This is a genomic window from Rhodococcus sp. 06-235-1A (genome assembly GCF_002258785.1).
Classification (GTDB): domain Bacteria; phylum Actinomycetota; class Actinomycetes; order Mycobacteriales; family Mycobacteriaceae; genus Rhodococcoides.
Genome location: NZ_NOYI01000012.1, coordinates 24,151 through 48,864 on the forward strand (window position 1 = coordinate 24,151; position 24,714 = coordinate 48,864).

Consider the following 24,714-nt stretch of genomic DNA (forward strand, 5'->3'; position numbering starts at 1 on the left):
ATCGATCGGACATGACCGAGACCAGCGATTTCCGCCAACTGCACGATTCGGTGCTCGACGAGCTCGGTCGCGACATCGTCAGCGGCTCGATTCCGAGCGGGACCCGAATCTCGGCCGACGACGTCGCCGTGCGGTTCACCGTGTCGCGGACGGTGGTACGGGAAGTGGTTCGGGTTCTCGAGTCGCTGGGGTTGCTGACCGTGCGGCGACGCGTGGGGATCACCGTGCAGGGTTCCGAGAACTGGAACTCACTGGACCCAGTGGTGATCCGCTGGCAGCTGGCCGGGCCCGCTCGCGCCGAACAACTACTACTTCTCAGCGAATTGCGTTCGGGCATCGAGCCTTTGGCAGCCAAGCTGGCAGCTCACCGAGCGACGCCCGAGCAGTGTGGCGCACTGACGGCTGCCGTCATCGGGATGTCGTCGACGTCCCGCGCGGCCGACTCCGAGGCGTATCTCGAACACGATTGCAACTTTCATCGGACGCTGCTCGCCGCGTCGGGCAATCCGATGTTGCGATCGATGTCCGACATCGTGGTCGAGGTACTCGCCGGACGCACCCGCCATGCGCTGATGTCGAGACAGGCCGACCCGGAAGCCATCCGTCTGCACGGTGTCGTCGCGTCGTCGATCCAGTCCGGCGACGCCGACGCCGCACAGCGCGCCATGTTGGCCATCGTCACCAAGTCCGCCGCATCGATGTCGGCAGCCTCGGGTGTGACGCCGTCGCCCGGTCTGGTGCCCGACCAGCAGTGATACACCGAGCGCACAAAGCCAGGTACGCCGAGGCGAGGTTCATCGCCTAGATTCGACGGGTGACTGCTCTCGAATTGCCGCTCGAACTTCGCCGCGCACTCGTTGGAGTAGCTCGGACTCCGCGTCTGCTCGTCGCGTCCGATTACGACGGCACCATGGCGCCGATCGTCTCCGACCCACAGAAGGCCTTCCCACACCCCGAGTCGGTCAGCGCCATGCGCGGGCTCGCCTCACTGGCCGGAACCAATGCCGCCGTCATCTCCGGGCGCGCCCTGCGTGATCTCGCGATCCTCTCGCGGCTGCCGTCCGAGGTGCAGCTGGTGGGCAGCCACGGCAGTGAGTTCGACGCCGGGTTCGTCAACGCCATCGACGACGAGGCCAAGAAGCTCCTCACCGTCATCACCGGCGAACTGCAGGCCATCGCCGACGCCCATCCCGGCGTCAGCATCGAGACCAAGCCGGCCAGCGTCGCGCTGCACGTGCGCAACGCCGAGACCGCCGCCGGTGACGAAGCGCTCGCGGCCGTGCGTTCCGGCGCCGCAGCACGCGACGGCGTTCAGGTCACCGAAGGCAAATCCGTCATCGAGCTCGCAGTCATCGTCACCGACAAGGGCGTCGCGCTCGACATCCTCCGCCACCAGGAAGCAGCAACGGCCGCAGTCTTTTTCGGCGACGACGTCACCGACGAGAAGGCCTTCGGCCACCTGCACGGCCCCGATATCGGCGTCAAGATCGGGCCGGGCGAGACCCTCGCCGAATTCCGCATCGACAGCACCGAACAGGTCGCGCTGGCACTGGCGTTCCTGTTGGAGGAGCGTCGGCAGTGGCTCTCGGGTGCCGACGCCCCGCGCATCGAGCGACTGACGATGCTGGCCAGCCCCAATGCCGTTGCGCTGCTGACCCCCGATGCCGACGTCACCTGGCTGTGCCACCCCGAACCCGATTCGGCAGCGGTGTTCGCACACCTGCTCGGCGGCGATCAGGCGGGTCACTTCAGCGTCGGACCCACCCGCGCGTCGTTGCCGCTGAGCCAGCAGTACGTGGACGGCACGATGACGGTGCAGACCAAATGGGCCAGCCTGCAGGTCACCGACTACCTGCCGCACGACATCGGCCAGGGCCAGACCGCTCTGACCCGCGTCATCACCGGCAAGGCCACCGCTGTGGTCACCTTCGCGCCGCGTCCGGAATTCGGAAAGGCCTGGGCCTCACTCGAACCCGACGCGGACGGTCTGCGCGTTCTCGGTACCGCGGATCCGATGGTGCTGCGTAGTCCCGGCGTCACCTGGAACATCGTCTCCGACGGGTCGCAGCAGACCGCGCATGCCGAGGTCGATCCGTCGAACGGACCGATCGTTCTCGAATTGCGGCTCGGCACAGACGATCTGAGTGAGCATCCCTGGGCCGAGGTGGAGCGTCGTCGTGCCGCGGAGTCCTACTGGAAGGACTGGGCCGACGGCCTGGACCTGCCTCCGCTCAAGCGTGATCTGATGAAGCGATCGGCACTGACTCTGCGTGGCCTGGTGCACGCCGAGTCCGGTTCGATCATGGCGGCCGCTACCACCTCACTGCCCGAAGATATCGGCGGAGTTCGTAACTGGGACTACCGCTACTGCTGGTTGCGCGACGCAGCACTCACCGCGACCGCCCTGGTGGACGTCGGGTCCAAGGCCGAGGCCGAGAACTACCTGTCCTGGATTCACGGGGTACTCGAATCGGTGTCCGGCCCGGAACGTCTGCACCCGCTGTACACGATCTGGGGCCTCGGACTGCCTCCCGAAGCCGTCATCGACGAGCTGCCCGGTTACGCCGGTTCGCGTCCGGTCCGCGTGGGAAACGCTGCGAATCAACAGGTTCAGCTCGACGTGTTCGGCCCCATCGTCGAACTGGTCTCCGCACTGGCCCACGCGCGCAAGGACGCGGGCTCCGAGAACGGCCTGTCCGACGACGACTGGGAACTCGTCCGCGCGATGGTCGAAGCCGTCGAACGCCGCTGGTTCGAGCCCGATCACGGCATCTGGGAGATCCGTGACAATCCCCGTCACCACGTCTACTCGAAGGTGATGGGGTGGATCACCGTCGACCGCGCCATCGGTCTGGCCGAAACATTCGGCCGCACAGCCGAACCGAGTTGGGCACCCCTGCGCGAGACCATCCGCGAGGAAGTTCTCGCCAACGGCTGGAACGACGAGGTGCAGTCCTTCACCGCCGCCTACGACGGCACCGACCTCGACGCCGCGACGTTGTACATCGGCCTGTCCGGACTGATCGACCCGGCCGACCCCCGCTTCGCCGCCACCGTCACCGCCACCGAGGCCGAACTGCGTAGCGGCTCGACCGTCTACCGCTACCGCCACGACGACGGCCTCCCCGGCGGCGAAGGTGGATTCCACCTGTGCGCGGCCTGGCTCGTCGAGGCATACCTGCTGGTGGGGCAGCGCGCCGAAGCCGAAGCACTGTTCGCTCAACTCGTCAGTGCCGCCGGCCCCACCGGCCTGCTCAGTGAGGAATACGACCCCATCGCCGAGCGCTCACTCGGCAACCACCCCCAGGCCTACAGTCACCTGGGTCTGCTGCGTTGTGCGAGATTGCTCAGCGCTCAGCCTGCTTGACCCCCTCCGCGTCAATGGACCACTGCATACGTCTGACCCGTGCAATGGTTCATTCACCCACTGGGGTCCGCTGCGTCGATGGCGCACTGCATACGTCTGAGCCGTGCAGTGGTCCATTGACGCGAACGGGGGCGGGCGGGGCGGCGGTAAAGATCAGGCGATAGCGGGCGGTTGTTCCGGCGGCGGACCTGCGGTTCGGCCGCGGAAGAGTTCGGTCGGCAGAGTTTCGGCGGCGACGATGCCCGAGTGCGAGGACGAGAGCACCAGTTTGCCTGCTCGGCGGCCTTTTTCCTCGGCGTCCTGGCGCACGGTGGTGAGGTTCTCGCGGATGGCGTCGGAAATTCCGTCGAATCCGGTGACCGAGAGTTGGCTCGGCACATCGATTCCGGAGACTCGGGCGAAGTTGAGTGCACCGAGCGCGATGACGTCGGTGGTGCAGAGCAACGCCGTGGTTTCGCGATTGGCCTGAAGCGCTTGGGCGGCCGCGGAGTGACCGGAGCGAACGGTGTGGTCGAAGCGTTCGACGACGGTCAGGGTGTCGGGGTCGAGTCCGGCGTCGATCATGGCGGCTTGCACTCCGGCAATGCGTTCGCGCTGGACGTGGAAGTGGCTGTCGGCCAACCGTCCCGGGGGTACGACGCCATCGCGGCGGTCGCGTCCGAGCCGCATGCACAGCACGGCGAGGTGCTCGTGCCCGAGCGAGATGAGATGTGCAGCAAGCATTTTCATAGCGACACGGTCGTCGATGGCGACGAGGGCAGCCTCGGGGATGTTGCGAGGCTGATCGCAGACGACGATCGGGAGGTGGCGTTCGCGAACGGCTGCGAGGTAGGGGTCGTCGTCGGCGACGGAGTAGACGACGAATCCGTCGACTCCGGCCTGTTGAACGACGGCGGCGGCCTGCACGTCGTCGCGTTCGGCTCCGGCGGGGATGAGCAGCAGTCCCTGTCCGGCGGCTTCGCAGGATTCGGCGAGTCCGGCGAGGAAGCTCATCGCGGCGGGGTCTCGGAAGGAGTAGCTCAGCGCTTCGGTGAGGAGCAGTCCGATCGCCCCGGCCTTGCGGGTGCGCAGCGATCGCGCGACGGGGTCGGGGCCTGCGTAACCGCGGCGTTTGGCGGCCTGCAGGACGCGTTCGCGTAGCTCGGGGGAGAGCTGATCGGGTCGGTTGTAGGCGTTCGAGACAGTGGTGCGCGATACCTTCAGCTCGGCTGCGATCGACGCCAACGTCGCTTGACGTCGCGGTTCGCTTGACCTGGCCATAACCGGGACGTTAGTCCCACAACGCACCGCAGAGAAAGTCGAGGTCGCGTTTCGTCCGATTCGAGCCAGGGAACCACAGCGCGCTAGAGTACAACGGTAACGGTTTCCATTAGCGTCAAGTCCCGCTCAACAGGAGTACATCGATGTCGTCCATCCAGCGCGCGTCCCGGACCAAGATCACCGCGGTACTGGGCCTGACCTGCGCCGCAGCACTCACGCTCAGCGCGTGCAGCTCCACCGAATCCGCGAGCCCCGAGTCCGCACCGGCCACGGCCGTCGACGGACCGATCACGATCGTCGCGTCCACGAACGTGTGGGGAAGCGTCGCCGAGGCGGTTGCCGGTGACCTCGCGACAGTGACGTCGATCATCTCCGATCCCTCCGCGGACCCGCATTCCTACGAGGCGAGCCCGGCCGACGCCGCTGCCGTCGCCGAGGCGTCGCTCGTGGTCTACAACGGGGGCGGCTACGACCAGTTCATCGAGGACATCCTCGGCTCCGAGGGCAAGGACGTGCCGTCGGTCGATGCCTTCACGCTTCTCGACGCCGGCCACGATCACGACTCCGAGCCCACTTCCGGCGAAGCGACGACCGAGGCCGAAGCAACGGACGGTGACGGCCATTCGCACGGCGAGGTCAACGAGCACGTCTGGTACAACGCCGAGGTTGCCGCCCACACCGCCGAGGAGATCGCCGACAAGCTCGGTCAGCTCGACCCCAACAACGCCGCGCAGTACACCGCCAACGCCGAGACCTTCCACGAGCAGGTCCACGGCATCACCGACGTGACGGCGAAGATCGCCGCCGATCACCCCGACGCACCGGTGGCGCAGACCGAGCCGATCGCGCACTACCTCATCGAGGAATCCGAACTCGACGATCGCACCCCCGAGGACTTCAAGGACTCCATCGAAGAGGGCAACGACCCATCGCCGGCATCGATCGCCGCGACGCGTGATCTGTTCACCTCGAAGTCCGTTCGCGCATTGATCTACAACATCCAGACCGAAGATGCAGTCACACAGGACATTCGCTCCACCAGTGAGGCCGCGGGCATCCCCGTCGTCGAGGTCACCGAGACCCTGCCCGCCGGGATGACGTACATCGAGTGGCAGACCAAGGCAGCGACGGATCTGCAGGCCGCCCTCGCAAGCGCCTCTTGAGCCGATCCGACTCCTGATCTCGGACCGGCTGATGGAAAGCTGTAGTACATGCCTGCTGTAGAACTGCGCGATGCCGGATTGGCGTTCGGCGAGCGCACGCTCTGGCAGAACCTGGACCTGACGGTCGAGAAGGGCGAGTTCGTTGCCGTTCTCGGCCCCAACGGGTCGGGCAAGACGTCTCTGCTCAAGGTGTTGCTCGGCCAGAATCACCTCACGTCCGGCACGGCCGCGATCGACGGCAATCCCGTCCGACGCGGCCAGTCGGGCGTCGGCTACGTCCCCCAGCAACGCAACATCGACGACGATCTCCCGCTGCGCGGACGCGATCTGGTCGGCCTCGGCTGGGACGGCCATCGGTGGGGAATGGGACTGCGCGGGATGCGGCAGCGCAAAGAGACGGTGCAGCGTGCGATCGATCAGGTCGACGCCAACTCCTTCGCCGGCGCACCCGTCGGCTCGATGTCCGGCGGTGAACAGCAGCGGCTGCGCATCGCCCAGGCACTCGTCGGCGATCCGTCGGTCCTGCTGTGCGACGAGCCCCTGCTCAGTCTCGACCTCGCCAACCAATCTCTGGTCTCGAGCCTCATCGATCGCCGACGGCGCGAGCACGACACGGCCGTGCTGTTCGTGACGCACGAGATCAACCCGATCCTGCCGCTCGTCGACCGCATCGTCTACATCGTCGACGGCCGGTTCCGCATCGGAACGCCCGAGGAGGTCATGACGACAGAGGTGCTCTCCGAGCTGTACGGCACCGAGGTCGAGGTGCTGAAGGTTCGCGGCCGGCTCATCGTCGTCGGCACCGGTGACTCGATCGACGCCCTCGGCTCGGCAGGCGCACACCACCCACCCGTGCCATACGACAGAGAAGACAAGGCATGAACGAGAAGGTTCTCGACGCATTCTCGAAGATGCTCGACTTCGACACCACCGCAAATCTCCTGACCTACGACTTCGTCCAGCAGGCACTGCTCGCCGCCGCGATCCTCGGGTTGCTCGCAGGCGCACTCGGCCCACTGATCGTCAGCCGCCAGTGGGCCTTCGCGGTGCACGGATCGAGTGAACTCTCGCTCACCGGTGCCTCTGCCGCACTGCTCGTGGGTATCACCGTCGGCCTCGGAGCCATCGTCGGATCCGTGGTCGCGGCGGTGATGTTCGCCCTGCTCGGCAGCAAGGCCCGCGACCGCGACTCGGTCATCGGCGTCATCATGTCCTTCGGCCTCGGCCTGTCGGTGCTGTTCATCTGGCTCTACCCCGGCCGAACCGGCACCAGCTTCTCGCTGCTCATCGGCCAGATCGTCGGCGTCGGGCAGAGCGGCATCCAGTTGCTGCTGGTGTGCGCGGTGTTGGTACTGATCGTGCTTGCGGTGGTCTACCGTCCACTGCTGTTCGCCAGCACCGACCCCGAGGTGGCGCTGGCCCGCGGCGTCCCCGTCCGCGCTCTCTCGGTGGTGTTCGCCGTGCTCGTCGGTGTCGCCTGCGCACTCGGCGTTCAGATCGTCGGTGCGCTGCTGGTGCTCTCGCTCCTCATCACCCCGGCCGCGGCCGCCGCACGAGTGACGGCCAGCCCACTCAAGGCCACGCTGCTGTCCATCGTGTTCGCCGAGATCGCGGCCGTCGGCGGCATCCTGCTCTCCCTCGCCCCCGGCCTACCGGTCTCGACGTTCGTCACCACCATCTCTTTCGTCATCTACCTCGTGTGCCGCGCCGTCGGCGGAACCCGCAAGGCCAATTCCGGACGGCTCGTCGCCGCCTAGGATGTCGAGGGTGACGTCCATCGATCTCAATGCCGATCTCGGCGAAAGCTACGGATCGTGGACTCTCGGCGACGACGACGCCATGCTCTCCGTGGTCTCGAGCGCCAATGTTGCGTGCGGCTTCCATGCCGGTGATCCCACCACGCTGCTGCGGACGTGCCGCTCCGCCGCGAACGCGGCCGTACGAATCGGAGCACAGGTCGGCTATCAGGATCTCGTCGGGTTCGGCAGACGATTTCTCGACGTCTCCCCCGCTGACCTCACTGCCGACGTGATCTATCAGATGGGTGCCCTCGATGCGCTCGCGCAGGTCGCTGGTTCGGCCGTCGCCTACGTCAAACCGCACGGTGCGCTGTACAACGCGATCGTGCACCATCGCGAGCAGGCCAAGGCCGTGGTCGACGCCGTCGTCGCCTACGACGCGACGTTGCCGGTGCTCGGGCTCCCCGGCTCGGTCTTCCTCGAGGAGGCGGAACGAGCTGGACTCCGCACTGTCACAGAGGCATTCGCAGACCGCGCTTATACACCGCAGGGAACCCTGGTCGCGCGCTCGGAACCCGGGGCCGTGCTGTCCGATCCCGACGCCGTCGCCCACCGCGTGCTGACCATGGTCACCGACGGCACTGCTATTGCCGTGGACGGCTCGACCATCGACGTTCGGGCCGAATCCATCTGCCTGCACGGCGACTCCCCCGGCGCAGTCGCAATGGCCACCGCCGTCTCGGAGCTACTGCGCGCCAACGGTATCGACATCTCGGCATTCGTCCGATGAAGGTCCTCTCGGCCGGTGAGAATGCACTACTGGTCGAATTCGACGGGCTGGACGAGACAATGGCGTACTTCCGGGCGCTGGCGGCCGATGCGCCGCCTCCGGTCGTGGATCTGATTCCGGCCGCTCGCACGGTGTTGGTGACGTTCGACGGGCCGAAGCAGCCCATAGTGGACTGGATCTCGGCCACCGAACCCGCAGTCACCACAGCCGACGACCGGTCCGACATCGTGACAATCTCGGTGGTCTACGACGGCGACGACCTCGCCGAAGTGGCCCGCCTCACCGGCCTGTCCACCACGGAAGTCGTTGCTGCACATCTCGATCAGACATGGACCGTCGCGTTCGGCGGCTTCGCACCAGGATTCGGCTATCTCGTCGGTACCGACGAGAGGCTGCAGGTTCCGCGGCACACGTCGCCGCGCACCAGCGTTCCAGCCGGTTCGGTGGGGCTGGCGGGCGAGTTCTCGGGCATCTATCCGCGCTCGTCCCCCGGCGGCTGGCAACTGATCGGACGCACCGACGCACAGCTGTGGAACCTCGACCGAGACCCACCCGCGCTGCTGCGACCCGGCACCGTCGTCCGCTTCGAGCGGGCATGAGAGCCCTGACCGTCCTGCAGACGGGGCCGCTGTGCACCGTGCAGGATCGCGGCCGCCCGGGGCACGCATCGATCGGAGTCGGCCGCTCGGGTGCGGCGGATCTGCTCTCACACGACGCCGCGAACCGGTTGGTGGGCAACAACTCCGACGCCGCGACGCTGGAAGTGACCTTCGGCGGCCTGAAGCTGCGCGCCGAGTACGACGCACTCGTGGCCGTCACCGGGGCGCAGGTGATCTGCCGTGTGGACGGCACGGAGCAAGGACTGTATTCGACGCTCGTGGTCCGAGCCGGGCAGGAACTGGAACTGGCAACGCCGACATGCGGTCTGCGCAGTTACCTCGCCGTACGGGGCGGGATCGACGTGCCCGTCGTCCTGGGCAGTCGCTCGACGGACACGATGTCGGGCATCGGCCCGGCCCCTCTCTCCCCCGGTGATGTTCTGAACGTCGGCAACGGCAGTGCCGAATGGCCGGCTGCAGATTTCCTGCCGCCGCCATCGCCCCAAGAGACATTGCACGTGAAGTTCGGGCCGCGTGATGACTGGTTCACCGAGCAAGCCTTGTCGACTCTGGTGCAGCAGCCGTGGACGGTCACACCGGACACCGATCGCGTCGGGATCAGGCTCGACGGTGCCGAACCCTTGCGCCGCAGGAGAGACGACGAATTGGCCAGCGAAGGGATGGTTCTCGGGTCGCTACAGGTTCCGCCGTCGGGCAAGCCTGTGCTGTTTCTCGCCGACCATCCCGTGACAGGCGGTTATCCGGTGATCGCCGTCGTCACCGCAGCGGACGTGTCCTTCGCCGCACAGTTGACCCCCGGCACTCGGGTGCGTTTCCGCGCTATCGGTTGATCCCGGCCGCAGCGGGGCAGATCTCCCGAATGCTGCGGCGCAGGGCATCCGACATGCGTTCGGGCAGACCGAGTGGTCGAACCATGGCGTCGGCCTGGTGGAACAGGTGCGTCCATCCGTCGATCAGCTCGATTCCGCGATCGGCGGCATAGGACTCGACGGCATTGCGCGTGTCGGCGTACACGAAGTCGTACACCGTTGCCGACGGTGCCAGTTCGCCTGTGCCCCAGGCAAGCTGGTCCTCCGAGCCGTCTCGTCCGATGGGCGTCGCGTTGATCACCAGGTCGTAGGAGTCCAGATCCACTGCTCGATCCGACCAGTCCACTACCGCGACGGAACCGTCGTACCCGTCGAGCTCGGTGACGAGACCTTCGGCCGCACCACGGTCGACGTCCGAGATCACCAGCCTGTCGATGCGGCCCTGCAAAGCGAATGCCGCAGCATGCGCGGCTCCCCCGGCTCCGAGCAGCAGCGCCGAGCCGAAGGTACGTCCCGCGGTCGCGGCCCGCACCGCCGCGATGTCGGTATTCATGGCGAACAGCGCACCCGAACGCAGGAACAGCAGATTCGCCACCCCCGAGACCGTCACATCCGGATGCGCCTCGTCGGCAACCGTTGCAGCCCAGTGCTTCCAGGGCATCGTCACGTTCGCCGCATCGGTACGGCCGACCCGCAGGGCACTCTCGACGTCGGGCAGGTCGGCAACATCGGCGACCTCCCAGGCGTCGTAGCTGGACGACACCTCGGCGATCTCGAACGCACGCGTCCACAGCGCGGGTGACATCGCGGTGGACGCGTGCGAACCGACCAGGGTCAGCGAGCTCATACCGACTTCGAGACACGCTCTGCAACAACAGCTTCTGCAGCAGGAGCCTGTTCGGAGATGGACGTGACGTCGGAGGAGCCCATGTTCTTCATCAGTGCTGCGACCACGGCCGAGATGATGCATCCCAGAGCCAGGTACGCCGCGACGTAGTGCCAGGATCCGTCGTTCCAGCTGACCAGCGCCGCTGCGATGAACGGGGTGAAGCCACCGGCGATCGCACTGGCAACCTGATAGCCCACACCGGCTCCGCTGTAGCGAAGTTCGGGGCCGAACATCTCGGTGAACAGGGGCTGCTGCACCGAGACCACCATGTCGTGCGAAACGTTGACCAGGATGACGGCGAGGATCACGATGGCGACGACCGAGGCCGCCTGCAAGGAGAGGAAGAACGGCACGGCAGCCAGTGCGCCGACGACGGCACCGGTGACGAAGATCGGCTTGCGGCCGAAGCGGTCGGCGATCGCCGCGTAGGTCGGGATGCTCAGGATGCCGATGGCACCGACCAACAGCGCAACGTTGAGCATGAACTGGCGCTCGTAGCCGAGCTCGTTGACGGTGTAGCTCAGTGCGAACGTGGTGACGATGTACATGGTGAACAGCTCGGCCATGCGCAGCGCGATGATCTTGAGGAACGAACCGGGGTGCTCGGTGATCGCCTGGATGACCGGCAGCTTCTTCTTCTCGCCGCTCTCCTCCACCGCCTGCTCGAACACGGGTGATTCCTCGACACCGGATCGGATCCACAGGCCGAACAGTACGAGCACTGCGCTGGCCAGGAACGGTACGCGCCAGCCCCAGCTGGTGAATGCGTCGTCGCTGAGCAGGTTGCTCATGATGGTGACCGCGCCGGTGGCCAGAATGAGGCCGACGGAGTAGCCGACCTGTACGCCGCTGCTGTAGAAGGCCTTCTTCTTCGCCGGCGCACTCTCGACGGCCATCAGAGATGCTCCGCCCCATTCGCCGCCGACGGCGAAGCCCTGGATCGCACGCAGCAGCACCAGCAGCAGCGGTGCGAACCAGCCGATCGACTCGAAGTTGGGAACCAGGCCGATCAGGGCCGTAGCGACGCCCATAAGCAGCATGGTCCAGATCAGCATGCGCTTGCGGCCGAGGCGGTCACCGAAGTGGCCGAAGAAGATTCCGCCGAGGGGCCGAAACAGGAAGCCGACACCGAAGGTCGCGAACGCGGCCATCACACCGACCGCGGGCGAGACGCTCGGAAAGAACTGGGAGTTGAACACCAGCGCGGCGATGATGCCGTACAGCAGGAAGTCGTACCACTCGACCACGGCACCGACGAAGCTGCCGATGGCAGCTTTCCGTGCTCTGGATCCGTCCGCGACTGCGACGTCAACGTTCACTTGTCGGCCCTTCGATTTTGTGCGCATCGCGCACAGTTGTTTGTTATTCGCACAACTGTAACCAGAGGCGGCTGTTGTGGTCAAGACCACAGGCTCGGCGCAGTGTGATGCAGCGCGATCAGGGCGATGAGGCAGACTCGAACCATGACGGCCGAGATCGCCCCCGACGACCAACGCCCCGCCTGGTTCGTGCAGTCACTCGAACGAGGCCTGAGCGTGCTGCAATGCTTCGACGACGCGCATCCCGCCCGCACTCTCACCGAGGTCGCCGAGGCCGTCGGAGTCACCCGAGCAACGGCCCGCCGACTGCTGCTGACGTTGGCCGAACTGGGATTCGTCCGCCAGGACGGCCGTCAGTTCACCCTCACCCCACGGGTGATGAATCTGGGCTTCTCGTTCCTGTCCGGAATGGATCTACCGCGTCTGGCCGAACCGCACATCGAAGCGCTCGCAAGACAATTGGGAGAAACGACCTCGGTGGCGATCCTCGACGGATTCGACATCGTCTACGTCGCGCGCGTTCCGTCGTCGCGCATGCTGCGGGTCGTCATCACGTTGGGCACTCGATTCCCCGCGCACGCAACGTCTTCGGGTCGAGTGCTGCTCGCCGCCCTCCCCGAGAGCGAGCTCGAACGGTACTTCGCCGACGCCCCCATCGAAGCGCTGACCCCGCGTACGATCGTCGATCGAGACGCGCTCCGCACCGAGATCGCTCGGGTACGCAGCGCCGGATGGTCCGAGGTCGTCGATGAACTGGACGTCGGAATGCGCGCTGCTGCAGTGCCTTTGCGCAACAGCAACGGCACCGTCGTGGCAGCACTGAACACGTCACTCCATGCGAAGAACTACACCGCAGCCGACATGGTCCAGACCGTGATTCCGGCGATGCTCGACACCGCAGTCCGAATCAGAACCTAGATCTACCCGCGGCGTTGGCGCGCAATGTCGGCCAGCACGACGCCTGCAGCGACGGATGCGTTGAGCGATTCCACCGGCCCCGCCATCGGGATCGACAGGATGTGATCGCAGGTCTCGCTGACCAGACGCGAGAGGCCCTTGCCCTCGGATCCGACGACGATGACCACCGGACCCTTGCCGTCGAAGGTGTCGAGTTCGGTGTCGCCGCCGGCATCGAGACCGACGACTGTGACGCCCTTGGACTGCCAATCCTTCAGCGTGCGAGTCAGATTGACGGCTCGCGCGATGGGCAGCCGAGCGGCAGCACCGGCACTGGTTCGCCACGCCACTGCGGACACACTCGCACTACGCCGTTGCGGGATCACGACGCCATGGCCGCCGAACGCCGCCACCGAACGCACAACTGCGCCCAGGTTGCGCGGGTCGGTGATGTTGTCGAGCGCCACGAGCAGTGCCGGCTCCTGGTGCGTGCGCGCGTTCGAGATCAGATCGTCGGGATGCGCGTACCGGTACGGCGGCACCTGCAGGGCCAGTCCCTGGTGCAGTCCGTTGGCGCTGAGCTTGTCCAGATCGGAGCGAGGCACCTCGAGGATGGAGATGCGCGCATCGCCCGCTCGCTGCACGGCTTCCTTGAGCCGGTCGTCACTGTCGGTCCCGACGGCAACCCACAGGGCCGTCGCGGGCACACCTGCGCGCAGGCACTCGACGACGGGGTTGCGACCGAGCACCACCTCGGGGCCGTCCTCGGCCTTGCGTCCGGCCGGTCGCCCACCTGCGCGGCCACCGGTGGTGACGCCGCGGTTCTGCGCGGACTTCTCGGCGAGCTTCGCCCGGCGCGCCGCGGGATGCTTGGTGCGCTCGGAGGCAGGAGGCGTCGCGCCTCGTCCCTCGAGGCCCTTACGACGCTTGCCTCCGGAACCGGCGACCTGCCCCTTCTTGGTGCCGTCCTTGCGGATTGCGCCGCGCCTACTCGAATTGCCTGCCATCACAAACCTGCTTCGTCGGTCTTGCTCGTACCCAGCGACCATTCGGGCCCGTTGGGTGTATCTGTCACGTCGACTCCGGCCTCGGCCAAGCGATCGCGTATCTCGTCTGCGGCGGCCCAGTCCTTGGTCGCCTTCGCCGTTGCTCGACGCTCCAGCTCCGCCTCGACCAGGACGCCGAGAGCTCCCAGAGCGGCTGCGTCGGAACCGCTGTCGCCCAACCAGTGCGGATCGAGCGGGTCCACGCCCAGGATGTCGAGCATCGCCCGCACGCTGCCTGCGTACTCCACCGCGGCCGGTAGATCACCGGACTCGAGCGCGGTGTTGCCCAATGTCACGGTGGCGTGAATCTCTGCCAACGCCTTGGGAACTCCGAGGTCGTCGTCGAGGGCCGCGGCAAATCCTGTGGTCCACTTGCCCATCGGTACCTCACCGGCGCGTTCGACGGCACGCCGGACGAACCCCTCGATGCCCCGATACGTCACGGCCGCGGTCTCGAGCGCGGCATCGGAGTACTCGAGCATCGACCGGTAGTGCGCACCACCGAGGTAGAACCGAAGCTCTTGTGGCCGAACCTTTTTGAGCACATTCGGTACCGAGAGAACGTTGCCGAGGGACTTCGACATCTTCTCCCCGCCCATCGTCACCCACCCGTTGTGCAGCCAGTATCGCGAGAAGCCGTCACCGGCCGCCATGGACTGCGCCCGCTCGTTCTCGTGATGCGGGAACACCAGATCGAGGCCGCCGCAGTGGATGTCGAACTCCGCGCCGAGGTAAGTCTCAGCCATTGCCGAGCATTCGAGGTGCCAACCCGGGCGACCAGGGCCCCACGGCGTCGGCCACGACGGCTCGCCGGGCTTGGCACCCTTCCACAGCGTGAAATCGCGGGGATCACGCTTGCCCTCGGCGACGCTCTCGCCCTGGTGCACGTCGTCGAGCTTGTGGCCGGACAGCGTGCCGTAACTCGGAAAGCTCTGCACGTCGAAGTAGACGTCTCCGCACTCGTCGGCGTAGGCGTGGCCGCGTTCGATCAGGCGCTCGATCATCTGGACCATCTGGGTGATGTGTCCGGTGGCGCGCGGCTCCGCGGACGGCGGCAGTACCCCGAGCCGGTCGTAGGCCCAGGTGAAGGATCGCTCGTAGGTTGCAGCCCACTCCCACCACGGACGGCCTGCATCGCGTGCCTTGTTCAGAATCTTGTCGTCGATGTCGGTGACGTTGCGCACGAAGGCGACGTCGTAATCGTGCGCCAGCAACCAGCGACGCAGTACGTCGAACGCGACACCGCTGCGCACATGACCGATGTGGGGTTCACCCTGCACCGTCGCCCCACACAGGTACACCGATACATGGCCAGGGACCAAGGGGGTGAATTCCCGCAAGGCCCTCGTCTCGGTGTCGTGTAGGTGAAGGGTCACGACCAGCAATGCTACCGGTGGTTTTACCTCGTCATGACAAGTGCGGTCGCGATGGCCGCGATTCCTTCACCGCGACCGGTCAGCCCGAGCCCGTCGGTGGTGGTCGCAGACACCGATACCGGCGCATCGAGCACCCGCGACAGAACTTCCTGGGCCTCGACTCGGCGTGGTCCGATCTTGGGCCTGTTGCCGATGATCTGCACCGCGGCGTTGCCGATGGAGAATCCGCCCGCGTCGAGCAGCCGCTTGACCTCGGTCAACATGGCCGCTCCGCTGACCCCGTCCCATTCCGGACGGCCGGTGCCGAAGACGGATCCGAGGTCGCCGAGACCTGCTGCGGACAGCAATGCGTCGCACAGAGCGTGGGAGGCGACATCGCCGTCGGAATGTCCCTCGAGCCCGTCCGCGTTCTCGAACAGCAATCCGGCCAGCCAACAGGGCCGACCGGGAGCAATGGGGTGCACGTCGGTACCGATGCCGACTCTCATAACGCGCCTCTCACAGCAGGGCCTGTGCCAGTAGTAGATCGTGCGGCGTGGTGATCTTGAATGCGAGGGCGTCACCGACGATGGTGTGCACCGTCTCGCCGATGCGCTCGACCAACCCCGCGTCGTCGGTGGAGATGCCGGTGGTCGCGTCGTACGCACGACGCAGGACGTCGGCGTCGAAGCCCTGAGGTGTCTGCACCGAGCGCAGACTCGCGCGATCGGGGGTACCGACCACCGCACCCATGAGATCGACTTCCTTGATGGTGTCGACGACCGGAAGAACCGGAATCACGGCAGAGCGGCCGGCCCGAACCTCGGCGACGACGCGGGCGATCAGCGTCGGCGGAGTGAGGGCACGCGCAGCATCGTGGACGAGTACGACGGCCGCGTCACCGACAGCAGCGAGACCGGCTCGCACAGAATCGGTGCGCTCGACACCACCCGCTACGACGAGGACATCGGCACCCACGTGGCTGCGAGCCACGTCGAGAAGATCAGCGGGAACGATGACGACGATGCGGTCGACGGCACCCGAGGCCCGAAGTCCGTCCACGGACCGCGTCAGAAGAGAGTCGGTACCCAGACAGACGAATGCCTTCGGCTCGTCGTGTCCGAGCCGAAGGCCTTTGCCTGCAGCGGGTACCAGCGCGACTACGTCGCCGGCAGCACCGTTCACCCTACGAAGCTGTTCGCACTACGAAGCTGTGGCGAGAACTTCGTCGAGCATGGTGTCGGCCTTGGCCTGGTCGGTTCCTTCGGCCAGAGCCAACTCGCCGACCAGAATCTGACGTGCCTTGGCGAGCATGCGCTTCTCGCCTGCCGACAGTCCACGATCCTGCTCGCGTCGCCAGAGATCGCGGACGACCTCGGCAACCTTGTTCACGTCACCGGAGGCCAGCTTCTCCAGGTTCGCCTTGTAGCGGCGCGACCAGTTGGTGGGCTCTTCGGTGTGCGGTGCGCGCAGCACCTGGAAAACTTTGTCGAGGCCTTCTTGCCCGACGACGTCACGAACGCCTACGTACTCCGCGTTGTCCGCGGGAACTCGAACGGTGAGGTCGCCTTGCGCGACCTTGAGAACCAGATACTCTCTCGGTTCACCCTTGATGGTGCGTGTCTCTATCGCTTCGATCAGCGCCGCTCCGTGATGGGGGTAAACGACGGTGTCTCCGACCTTGAAAATCATGTGACAAGTGCCCCTTTCGATTTACCCAGAATACCACGTCTGATATCAACGGTGCAGGTCAGGGGCATAGCGATGCCGAATCAGGGCTTGACACAGACGCATCGACGTGTATCCGGGGCCACATTTCCACCCGGGTCGTCCGTCGAGGTCGAGCCCGGACAGGCACCCCCACCTGGCGTCATCGGGCCGCCGACAGACCCCACGAGCGGGCGGTGGACCAGAACTACTACTCTGCCTAGTGGACGAGATGGACCGAGCCGGCCCGGCACCACATGGAGGACGACCGAAGTGACTGCAATCGACGCTGCGACACCGCTTGGCCGCCATCGCAGGACGGCCGCCGCCCTCGCCCTTCTCGCCGGTGGCGCACTCGCCCTCACCGCGTGCGGCGCAGGTCAGATCTCCCAGACGGCCACCCAGGTCGCTGCGGTCAACGGCAACTCCGCAGACGTCGGAGACATGCAGCTGCGCAACGTACACGTGGTGTACCCCACCTCCGAGGAATACAGCATCACGTCCGGCGGCACCGTCGAGCTCGGGTTCACCGCCATCAACTCCAACCCGGCCGTTGCCGACGAACTCACCGGCATCACCTCTCCGGAGGCTCAGGTCACCATCGTCGACGAGGCAGAAGCGGGCAGCACGGAGATCGCCCCGCTGACAGCGCTCGGCGCAGGATCGCCCGCTGACGTTCAGCTCGACGATCCACTGCTGCCGATCCAGCTGATCAAGGTCGAGATGGCCGACATCTCCGAGAACGTCCGTCCCGGCCTGACTCTGCCGGTCACGTTCGAGTTCGCCAACGCAGGCGAGGTCGTCGTCAACGTTCCGGTCGATGCAGGCCACGAGCTCGAGCGCTCCGAAGAGGCAGTGTCCGAGCACAGCGGCGGCCACTGACCGCTCCGGCCCAGCTCACCCGACCCTGTCGGCGCCGGTAGTTAGGCTTCGAGCGTGGTCAAACTGAAGTCGAGTTACAGGTGCTCCGCATGCCATCACTCGGTCTCGAAATGGGTCGGTCGCTGCCCCGAATGCGGTAATTGGGGCTCGATGGACGAGGTTCAGGCCACGGCCGCACCTCTCGCGACGCGGGCCGGTGCGTCTGCTCTGCGCTCGGGCGGCGGGGCAATGATTCCGACGACTCCGGCTGCGGCTCTCACAACTATCAGCAGCGCCACCTCGCAGGCCAACACCACCGGCATCGACGAGTTCGACCGCGTACTGGGCGGCGGCTTGGTGCCCGGTTCGGTCGTTCTGCTCGCGGGTGAGCCGGGAGTCGGCAAGTCGACCCTGCTGCTCGAGGTCGTGCATCGCTGGGCCCGCTCGGCACCCGATCGCCGCGCTCTGTACGTCACGGGCGAGGAGTCCGCCGGCCAGGTCCGGTTGCGCGCCGATCGCACCGGCGCAGTGCACGAGCGTGTGTTTCTCGCCGCCGAGTCCGACCTCGCCACCGTCTTCGGCCACGTGGAGCAGGTCAAGCCGAGCCTGCTGATCGTGGATTCGGTGCAGACCATGCTCGCCGCGGACGTCGACGGAGTCATCGGCGGCGTCACCCAGGTTCGCGCCATCACGAGCGCGCTGACCACGCTGGCCAAGACGACCGGGGTGGCGGTGCTGCTCGTAGGACACGTCACCAAGGACGGCGCGGTGGCAGGTCCGCGGTCGCTCGAGCATCTGGTCGACGTGGTCCTCAACTTCGAGGGCGACAAGCACTCCACGCTGCGGATGATCCGGGGCGTCAAGAATCGGTTCGGTGCCTCCGACGAGGTGGGTTGCTTCGAGCTCCGAGAAACCGGCATCGTCGGCATCAGCGATCCCTCCGGGTTGTTCCTGCATCACCGGAACGACGCCGTCCCGGGAACCGCCGTCACCGTCACCATGGACGGAAAACGCCCGCTGTTGGCCGAGCTGCAAGCACTGATCGTCGACACCGCGATGCCGTCTCCTCGGCGCGCGGTCAGCGGACTCGATCATGCCCGCGTGGCGATGATCCTGGCCGTCCTCGAACGGCGCTGCGGAGTCAAGGTCTCCAAGGCCGAGGTCTACGCAGCCACGGTCGGGGGGATGCGCACCAGCGAACCGTCCGCCGACCTCGCACTGGCTGCGGCGGTGGCATCTGCGGTCCGCGATCAACCACTTCCCCCAGGCATGGTGATTCTGGGCGAGGTGGGCCTGGCAGGCGAGGTGCGCCGTGTCTCCGGATTGGGTCGCCGTCTCGCCGAAGCCGCCCGGTTGGGCTTCAACTACGCCATCGTCCCCGAGGACGCCGGTCCGATACCCGACGGCATCAAGGTCAAGACGGTCACCAACGTCGGCGAGGCGTTGACCTACACGCGTATGCGTCCCGTATGACACCGGGCAGTACTCTTTGCGTGGCTGCCCGCATGTGGCAGCGCAGTACTCTTTGCGTGGCTGCCCGCATGTGGCAGCGCAGTACTCTTTATCCGCACAGACAGAAGCTACGCCGCACGCTGACATGACACGAGGGGGTTGGCCATGGAGGGCACCACGCCGTCCCCAGCGTTGCGCGAGACCATCGCCCGGCTCGCACCGGGAACCGCCCTACGCGACGGCCTCGAGCGAATTCTGCGCGGACGCACCGGCGGGTTGATCGTCCTCGGCTACGACGAGGAAGTCGAAGCGATCTGCGACGGCGGCTTCGAGCTCGACGTCGAGTTCGCCCCGACCAGGCTTCGCGAGTTGTCGAAAATGGATGGCGCAGTGGTGCTTTCGACCGACGGCAAGCGCATCGTACGGTCCAACGTGCAGCTGGTACCCGACCACAAGATTCCTACGGTCGAGTCCGGTACTCGGCACCGTGCCGCCGAGCGCACCGCCATGCAGACCGGCTATCCCGTTGTCTCCGTAAGCCAGTCGATGAGCATCGTCAGCGTGTACATCGGCGGCATCAGGCACGTCGTCGAAGGTTCGGCCACCATCCTCTCGCGCGCCAATCAGGCCGTCGCGACCCTCGAGCGCTACAAGGCCCGGCTCGACGACAACACACGTCAACTCTCGGTCGTCGAGATCGAGGACTTCGTGACTCTGCGCGACGCGCTGACCGTCGCGCAGCGGCTCGAGATGGTGCGACGAGTGTCGGTGGAGATCGAGCAGAACGTCCTCGAACTCGGCACCGACGGACGCCAGCTCGCGCTTCAGCTCGAAGAGTTGTTGGGCGACAACGACGTCGATCGCCAGCTGATCGTGCGCGACTACCTGGCCGGCAACGAACCGTCGAGCACCACCGGGGTCGAGAAGGCGCTCGCCGCACTGGACAAGCTGACCGACGTCGATCTCCTGGATCTGACGACCCTCGCGCGCGCCTTCGGCTACCCCGCAACCATCGAAGCCCTCGACACTCCCATGAGTCCGCGCGGGTACCGGGTACTCACGCGGGTTCCGAGATTGCAGTTCAGCCAGATCCATCGACTCGTCGGTGCATTCGGAACGCTGCAGGGGCTGCTCGCCGCCACCGCTGCCGACCTGCAGTCGGTCGACGGAATCGGCGGACTGTGGGCACGGCACATCAGGGAAGGCCTGTCCAGGCTGGCCGAGGCCTCGATCTCAGGACCGTACGACTAGGACGGCTTCTTCGTCCCCGGCAGGAAGCCCGCATCGATCACGGCCTTCACGTACGGACGTGCGCTCGTGATCAATTGTTCGGCATCCGGGACGTCTCTCCACACAGCCGACGCCATGACGTCGGTGCGATCCTCTATGTGCTGATCGAGAGCGACGCCGTTCTCGGTCAACGTCTCTCCTTCGGCGGAGGTGGTGAGCAGTCCGCGAGTGGCGAGTCTTTCGGCGGCAGAATCCCATTCGCTCTCGGACCATTCCCGGGTGAGCTGCGTGATGCGCTTGCCCAGCGCTCGTCGGCCGGGCTGCGGGGTCGTTCGGTTGGCCTCGTGGAAGACGGCGGCTTCCGTGGGGTCGAGTTCTGCGTCGATCAAGGCCGCGAGGTGGCCGTCGCCGCGCCACTCGCGCAGAACGGTGATCGAGTGCCAGAGGGCCAGATGTGAAACCTCGGGCCGATCGACGGAATGCCATGCTGCCGAAAGTGGCCGTCCCGCGAAGGAGGCGGTGTCGCCGACGTCACGGAGACGATCCGCCAACGTGGCGAGCGCAGGGTCGTCCGCCAAGGATCCGAGTGCGGTGCCGAGGACGGAATCGAGCAGCTTCCACCGACGATCGGATACCGAGTCCAGCCCGGCGGCAACAGCGGCGGGCCACGCGCGCTCGATGAGCACCGGGTTGAAGTTGTAGAACGCAGCGGCAACGACGCTCGGCGCGCACGGACCCATCGGGGCCGCCCGAGCCCCGACGTACCAGGCGTGACCGTCGAGCCCGGTGTCCTCGTAGGCCGACGTCAACTCGGGGTTGAAGTAGGCGACGACGTGAAAGGGCTCGAATGTTCGGTACGCGGCACGTGCGAGTTGGGTCGAGGTGGTCATGAGTACCGAACGTACCGAAGCGAACTCGGCTTCGGGCTGGGCGAGCGAAATCAGCCGGTGATGTTGAACGGCTCCGGCACGCTCTTGAGCTCGCCGAGCTGCGCGATCGCCTGGTAGGCACCGACGCCCACCGGGATACGCTCCTCTCCGCAGCCGGGGACCGAGTTGGTTCCGGACCATTTGACCGTGAAGCCGGCTTGCTCGCCCGGCTTGAACGTCCGCAGATCGGACGCCGCGTTGGGGAAGCAGTCGATGTTGGACCAGATGCGCTGATTGTCGAGGGTGTAGACGAGCGCCTGCTGCAGCCCGGCACCGACGTCGCGCTGACATTCGGTGGAGCCGATGTTGGTGATGACCACGGTGAACACGGGCTCTTCGCCCAGCCGGTAGGTCGCCTTCTCAGGCGTCACCTTGATGGCCAGAGACTGATCCGGGCACTGATTGGAGATCACGGGAGCCGGCGCTCCGGTGGTGGTCTCTGCTGCGGCTCCACCGGCAGCGGAGTCGGTGCCTCCACCGGAGCCACCGGAGCCACCGGAACCTCCGGATCCACCCGACCCGCCGCCGGAACCGCCGGAATCACCCTCGGTGGCCGAGGAGCTGGGGGACGGCAGAGCCGAGGACGTCGCCGGCGCCGCAACGACACCGGCGGGAGCGGCCTCGGTGTCGTCGGAACCGCCACTGAGCGAGGCGATGAACCACACGATCAATCCGAGGACGACAACGGCCGCACCGATGGCGAGCGCACGGCGTCGCCAGTAGATTTCGGGAGGCAAAGGCCCGGTCGGTTCCAACACGAATCAACCGTATGCGGCCGAAGCCACGCTATCCCTGAGCCCACACGGCGTGTCGCGTCAGCGAACTCACCGAGACGGGAATCCGAGTTGCTTCAGGCGGGCATTTCGCCGATGTCGCCGATGACCTCACGCAATTGCGCGTGTCCCTTCGACAACTGGTAGGTGAGACCGACGATCGCGAGTTCCCCGGCCTCGACCTTCTCGGCGATGATCCGCGAGCGCTGCATCAGCAGGTTGCCGGTCTCCTCGACGTGCCGAGCTTCGAACTCGTCCACGGCTTCGTAGCCGTCGCGGCGGGCCGAGAGCACCGACGGGGTGACGCGTTCGACCACGTCGCGGATGTACCCACCGGGCACGTCTCCACTTTCGAGGGCGTCGACGGTTGCCTTGACCGCACCGCAATGGTCGTGGCCGAGGACCACGATCAGCGGCGCATTCAGTACAGCGACGCCGTACTCGATCGAGCCCAGAACCGCCGAGTCGACGACATGGCCTGCGGTGCGCACCACGAACATGTCACCGAGGCCCTGATCGAAGATGATTTCAGCGGCAACACGCGAGTCCGCGCAGCCGAAGAGGATGGCACCGGGATGCTGAGCGCTCTCGAGGCGAGCACGATCCTCGACGCCCTGCGACGGATGCAGAACCTCTCCGGAGACGAACCGTTGGTTGCCTTCCTTGAGCGACTTCCAGGCAGCGATCGGATTCGAAGCAGGCATGACATTCATTGTGCACGTGCATCGGGCTACCGGCGAGTCGGGTTCACTACAGTTGGGATCGATCACATGGACGACGGGAAGGGCGCACAGTTGCCGATCGATGCCGAGGCTCTGCTCGGGTGGTTCGACACCGACGGACGCGACCTGCCGTGGCGTCGTCCGGGCGTCAGCGCCTGGCAGATCCTGATGAGCGAGATCATGCTGCAGCAGACACCGGTGGTTCGGGTCGCACCCATCTGGGAGCAGTGGGTACAGCGCTGGCCGGTGCCCTCGGCGATGGCCGCGTCCTCGCAGGCCGAGGTGCTGCGGGCGTGGGGCAAGTTGGGCTATCCGCGTCGAGCGCTGCGGCTGCACGAATGCTCTCGGGTGTTGGCCGAGGAGTACGGCGACGAGGTGCCCGCCGACGTCGAGACGCTGCTCGGCCTGCCGGGCATCGGCGCATACACCGCAAGAGCGGTCGCGTGCTTCGCCTACGGTCAGCGAGTTCCGGTGGTGGACACCAATGTTCGACGCGTCGTCGCACGTGCGTCACATGGCAGCGCCGAGCCCGGAAATCCCTCCACCTCCAGGGATCTCGCCGACGTCGAACAGTTGCTTCCGACGAGTGTCCCGCGGGCGGCTCGCTACTCGGCGGCACTGATGGAACTCGGCGCACTGATCTGCACCGCCAAGAATCCGGCGTGTCTACTGTGCCCGCTACCGGAATGTGCCTGGATCGAGGCCGGGAGGCCTGCACACACCGGGCCCGCGAAGAAGGTCCAGAAGTTCGCGGGCACCGACCGTCAGGTTCGCGGCAAGCTCATGTCGGTCCTGCGCGAGAGCTCCGGCCCGGTCGAGCGAGCGCAGCTCGACATCGTCTGGCCCACCGACCCGACCCAGCGGGATCGAGCGCTCGATTCACTGCTGACCGACGGATTGATCGAGCAGACCGAGTCGGGATTGTTCGCCCTCGCGGGTGAGGGTTCGGACGGCTGACACCAGCCACCGAACCGCCACCAGTTGCCGGACACGTCAGCGACCTCAGGCGACTGCGTCGAAGACGGGTGGCAGGCAGGTGACTCCGTCGCTGGCGAGAAAGTGGCCTGTACCAGGGACGATCTGCACAGACGCGTCGAGCAGTCGAGCCAGCCGATCGGTGTGCGCAGGGGGAACGATCGGGTCGTCGTCCGAGCGCAGAATCGAGATCGACTCGATGTGGTCCTGCATCCTCGACAGCATCACGCCGCTGGCAACGAAGCCGTCGAGGTCGGGTAGCGCAGGTAGCCTGTCGACGAACCCCGAGACCAAGACGAGCGTTCCCAACTGCCATGGCCCCGTGAGGGTGGCGAGGTGCCGGAGGACCGCGAGGCACCCGAGACTGTGCGCGACCACGATCGTGTCGGACCCCGATGTCCCGAGCGTTCGTGCAATCTCCGCCTCCCAGTGATCTCGACTCGGCGACGCAGGATCCGGCATCGGAGGGAGCTGCGTGGAAATGCCGGCACTGTCCAATTGCTGGGCGAGCCAACCGAACCAATGATCCTCGGGCGTTGCCCGGTATCCGTGGAAGATCACTGCTCGTCTGCTGGTTGTGATGCCACACTGCCGGACGATAAGGGTTGACACCGGCGAGAAGGTCAAGTGCGAGAGGGGGCAGAGATGTTGATCAGTGAACTCGCTGCACGAACAGGCGATCACGGCGTCACCCTGGACATGTGTCCCCGACTTCGCGCGGAGGTGGACGCGATCTCGGCCCGCCTGGATCAGCGACAAGCCGAGCTCGAACAGACGCGCGAGCACCTGGGCGCACTCACCTCGTTGGCCG

The 24,714-nt window shown here is 66.2% G+C and carries 25 protein-coding genes; 13 read left to right on the top strand and 12 right to left on the bottom strand.

Features of this window, described 5'->3' with window-relative positions; translation table 11 throughout:
- Positions 1 to 11: 11 nt before the first annotated feature.
- Both CH275_RS10505 and otsB read left to right on the top strand, forming a co-directional pair.
- Positions 12 to 755: a FadR/GntR family transcriptional regulator gene (locus tag CH275_RS10505; RefSeq protein ID WP_094677849.1), complete on the top strand. Its 744-nt coding sequence runs from the start codon at positions 12 to 14 to the stop codon at positions 753 to 755.
- 59 nt (positions 756 to 814) lie between these two features.
- On the top strand, positions 815 to 3,367 hold the full coding sequence (gene otsB / locus CH275_RS10510) for a trehalose-phosphatase (RefSeq protein ID WP_094677851.1): 2,553 nt from the start codon (positions 815 to 817) through the stop codon (positions 3,365 to 3,367).
- Between the two features lie 153 nt (positions 3,368 to 3,520).
- Here otsB and CH275_RS10515 read toward each other — a convergent pair whose 3' ends face one another.
- A complete protein-coding gene (locus CH275_RS10515) occupies positions 3,521 to 4,627 on the bottom strand; it encodes a LacI family DNA-binding transcriptional regulator (RefSeq protein ID WP_094677853.1) in 1,107 nt (368 codons plus the stop codon).
- Positions 4,628 to 4,770: 143 nt separating this feature from the next.
- On the opposite strand from CH275_RS10515, the gene CH275_RS10520 reads away from it, so the two are divergent.
- From CH275_RS10520 to CH275_RS10545, 6 genes are read left to right on the top strand one after another with little or no spacing between them, the layout of a single operon-like run.
- Positions 4,771 to 5,790 carry a metal ABC transporter solute-binding protein, Zn/Mn family gene (locus CH275_RS10520; RefSeq protein WP_094677855.1) on the top strand — a complete coding sequence of 340 codons (1,020 nt, stop codon included), beginning with the start codon at positions 4,771 to 4,773 and terminating at the stop codon, positions 5,788 to 5,790.
- 48 nt (positions 5,791 to 5,838) lie between these two features.
- On the top strand, positions 5,839 to 6,672 hold the full coding sequence (locus tag CH275_RS10525; protein WP_094677857.1) for a metal ABC transporter ATP-binding protein: 834 nt from the start codon (positions 5,839 to 5,841) through the stop codon (positions 6,670 to 6,672).
- Complete coding sequence (locus CH275_RS10530; protein WP_094677859.1) at positions 6,669 to 7,547, top strand: metal ABC transporter permease; 879 nt, start codon at positions 6,669 to 6,671, stop codon at positions 7,545 to 7,547. Before CH275_RS10525 ends, CH275_RS10530 begins: the two co-directional genes overlap by 4 nt.
- A gap of 10 nt (positions 7,548 to 7,557) precedes the next feature.
- Positions 7,558 to 8,319: a LamB/YcsF family protein gene (locus tag CH275_RS10535; RefSeq protein WP_094678631.1), complete on the top strand. Its 762-nt coding sequence runs from the start codon at positions 7,558 to 7,560 to the stop codon at positions 8,317 to 8,319.
- A complete protein-coding gene (gene pxpB, locus CH275_RS10540) occupies positions 8,316 to 8,918 on the top strand; it encodes a 5-oxoprolinase subunit PxpB (RefSeq protein WP_094677861.1) in 603 nt (200 codons plus the stop codon). The genes CH275_RS10535 and pxpB overlap by 4 nt, the downstream gene beginning before the upstream one ends.
- On the top strand, positions 8,915 to 9,769 hold the full coding sequence (locus tag CH275_RS10545; protein WP_094677863.1) for a biotin-dependent carboxyltransferase family protein: 855 nt from the start codon (positions 8,915 to 8,917) through the stop codon (positions 9,767 to 9,769). The genes pxpB and CH275_RS10545 overlap by 4 nt, the downstream gene beginning before the upstream one ends.
- On the opposite strand, the gene CH275_RS10550 is transcribed toward CH275_RS10545, so the two are convergent.
- Complete coding sequence (locus CH275_RS10550) at positions 9,759 to 10,595, bottom strand: shikimate dehydrogenase family protein (RefSeq protein ID WP_179276100.1); 837 nt, start codon at positions 10,593 to 10,595, stop codon at positions 9,759 to 9,761. The genes CH275_RS10545 and CH275_RS10550 overlap by 11 nt on opposite strands.
- Entirely contained in the window at positions 10,592 to 11,956 is a 1,365-nt protein-coding gene (shiA, locus tag CH275_RS10555) for a shikimate transporter (RefSeq protein ID WP_256990969.1), read from the bottom strand. The genes CH275_RS10550 and shiA overlap by 4 nt, the downstream gene beginning before the upstream one ends.
- A gap of 144 nt (positions 11,957 to 12,100) precedes the next feature.
- On the opposite strand from shiA, the gene CH275_RS10560 reads away from it, so the two are divergent.
- Positions 12,101 to 12,874, top strand: coding sequence for an IclR family transcriptional regulator domain-containing protein (locus tag CH275_RS10560; protein ID WP_094677869.1), 774 nt, complete (start codon positions 12,101 to 12,103; stop codon positions 12,872 to 12,874).
- 2 nt (positions 12,875 to 12,876) lie between these two features.
- On the opposite strand, the gene rlmB is transcribed toward CH275_RS10560, so the two are convergent.
- Genes rlmB through CH275_RS10585 form a run of 5 tightly spaced genes read right to left on the bottom strand, consistent with a single transcriptional unit; the run spans position 12,877 to position 16,946 of the window.
- Positions 12,877 to 13,860, bottom strand: coding sequence for a 23S rRNA (guanosine(2251)-2'-O)-methyltransferase RlmB (rlmB, locus tag CH275_RS10565; RefSeq protein ID WP_094677871.1), 984 nt, complete (start codon positions 13,858 to 13,860; stop codon positions 12,877 to 12,879).
- Positions 13,860 to 15,275, bottom strand: a complete 1,416-nt coding sequence (gene cysS, locus CH275_RS10570) for a cysteine--tRNA ligase (protein WP_094678633.1) — start codon at positions 15,273 to 15,275, stop codon at positions 13,860 to 13,862. The genes rlmB and cysS overlap by 1 nt, the downstream gene beginning before the upstream one ends.
- A gap of 23 nt (positions 15,276 to 15,298) precedes the next feature.
- Positions 15,299 to 15,763: a 2-C-methyl-D-erythritol 2,4-cyclodiphosphate synthase gene (gene ispF, locus CH275_RS10575; protein ID WP_094677873.1), complete on the bottom strand. Its 465-nt coding sequence runs from the start codon at positions 15,761 to 15,763 to the stop codon at positions 15,299 to 15,301.
- Between the two features lie 10 nt (positions 15,764 to 15,773).
- On the bottom strand, positions 15,774 to 16,439 hold the full coding sequence (ispD, locus tag CH275_RS10580) for a 2-C-methyl-D-erythritol 4-phosphate cytidylyltransferase (RefSeq protein WP_094677875.1): 666 nt from the start codon (positions 16,437 to 16,439) through the stop codon (positions 15,774 to 15,776).
- A gap of 18 nt (positions 16,440 to 16,457) precedes the next feature.
- Positions 16,458 to 16,946: a CarD family transcriptional regulator gene (locus CH275_RS10585; protein ID WP_027494344.1), complete on the bottom strand. Its 489-nt coding sequence runs from the start codon at positions 16,944 to 16,946 to the stop codon at positions 16,458 to 16,460.
- Between the two features lie 288 nt (positions 16,947 to 17,234).
- On the opposite strand from CH275_RS10585, the gene CH275_RS10590 reads away from it, so the two are divergent.
- The 3 genes from CH275_RS10590 (at position 17,235) to disA (ending at position 20,525) form a co-directional block, all read left to right on the top strand.
- A complete protein-coding gene (locus CH275_RS10590; RefSeq protein ID WP_094677877.1) occupies positions 17,235 to 17,843 on the top strand; it encodes a hypothetical protein in 609 nt (202 codons plus the stop codon).
- Positions 17,844 to 17,897: 54 nt separating this feature from the next.
- Complete coding sequence (gene radA / locus CH275_RS10595; RefSeq protein ID WP_094677879.1) at positions 17,898 to 19,295, top strand: DNA repair protein RadA; 1,398 nt, start codon at positions 17,898 to 17,900, stop codon at positions 19,293 to 19,295.
- Between the two features lie 144 nt (positions 19,296 to 19,439).
- A complete protein-coding gene (disA, locus tag CH275_RS10600; protein WP_037195049.1) occupies positions 19,440 to 20,525 on the top strand; it encodes a DNA integrity scanning diadenylate cyclase DisA in 1,086 nt (361 codons plus the stop codon).
- Here disA and CH275_RS10605 read toward each other — a convergent pair.
- From CH275_RS10605 to CH275_RS10615, 3 genes are all read right to left on the bottom strand, one after another.
- Positions 20,522 to 21,394 carry an SCO6745 family protein gene (locus CH275_RS10605; RefSeq protein WP_094677881.1) on the bottom strand — a complete coding sequence of 291 codons (873 nt, stop codon included), beginning with the start codon at positions 21,392 to 21,394 and terminating at the stop codon, positions 20,522 to 20,524. The genes disA and CH275_RS10605 overlap by 4 nt on opposite strands.
- A 50-nt stretch (positions 21,395 to 21,444) precedes the next feature.
- Complete coding sequence (locus CH275_RS10610; RefSeq protein WP_094677883.1) at positions 21,445 to 22,191, bottom strand: hypothetical protein; 747 nt, start codon at positions 22,189 to 22,191, stop codon at positions 21,445 to 21,447.
- Positions 22,192 to 22,283: 92 nt separating this feature from the next.
- On the bottom strand, positions 22,284 to 22,910 hold the full coding sequence (locus CH275_RS10615; protein WP_094678635.1) for a carbonic anhydrase: 627 nt from the start codon (positions 22,908 to 22,910) through the stop codon (positions 22,284 to 22,286).
- Between the two features lie 66 nt (positions 22,911 to 22,976).
- Between CH275_RS10615 and CH275_RS10620 the strand changes: the two genes are divergently transcribed.
- On the top strand, positions 22,977 to 23,885 hold the full coding sequence (locus CH275_RS10620) for an A/G-specific adenine glycosylase (RefSeq protein WP_179276101.1): 909 nt from the start codon (positions 22,977 to 22,979) through the stop codon (positions 23,883 to 23,885).
- A 45-nt stretch (positions 23,886 to 23,930) separates the two neighbouring features.
- On the opposite strand, the gene CH275_RS10625 is transcribed toward CH275_RS10620, so the two are convergent.
- Positions 23,931 to 24,515, bottom strand: a complete 585-nt coding sequence (locus CH275_RS10625) for an RBBP9/YdeN family alpha/beta hydrolase (RefSeq protein ID WP_256990970.1) — start codon at positions 24,513 to 24,515, stop codon at positions 23,931 to 23,933.
- Between the last annotated feature and the right edge of the window lie 199 nt (positions 24,516 to 24,714).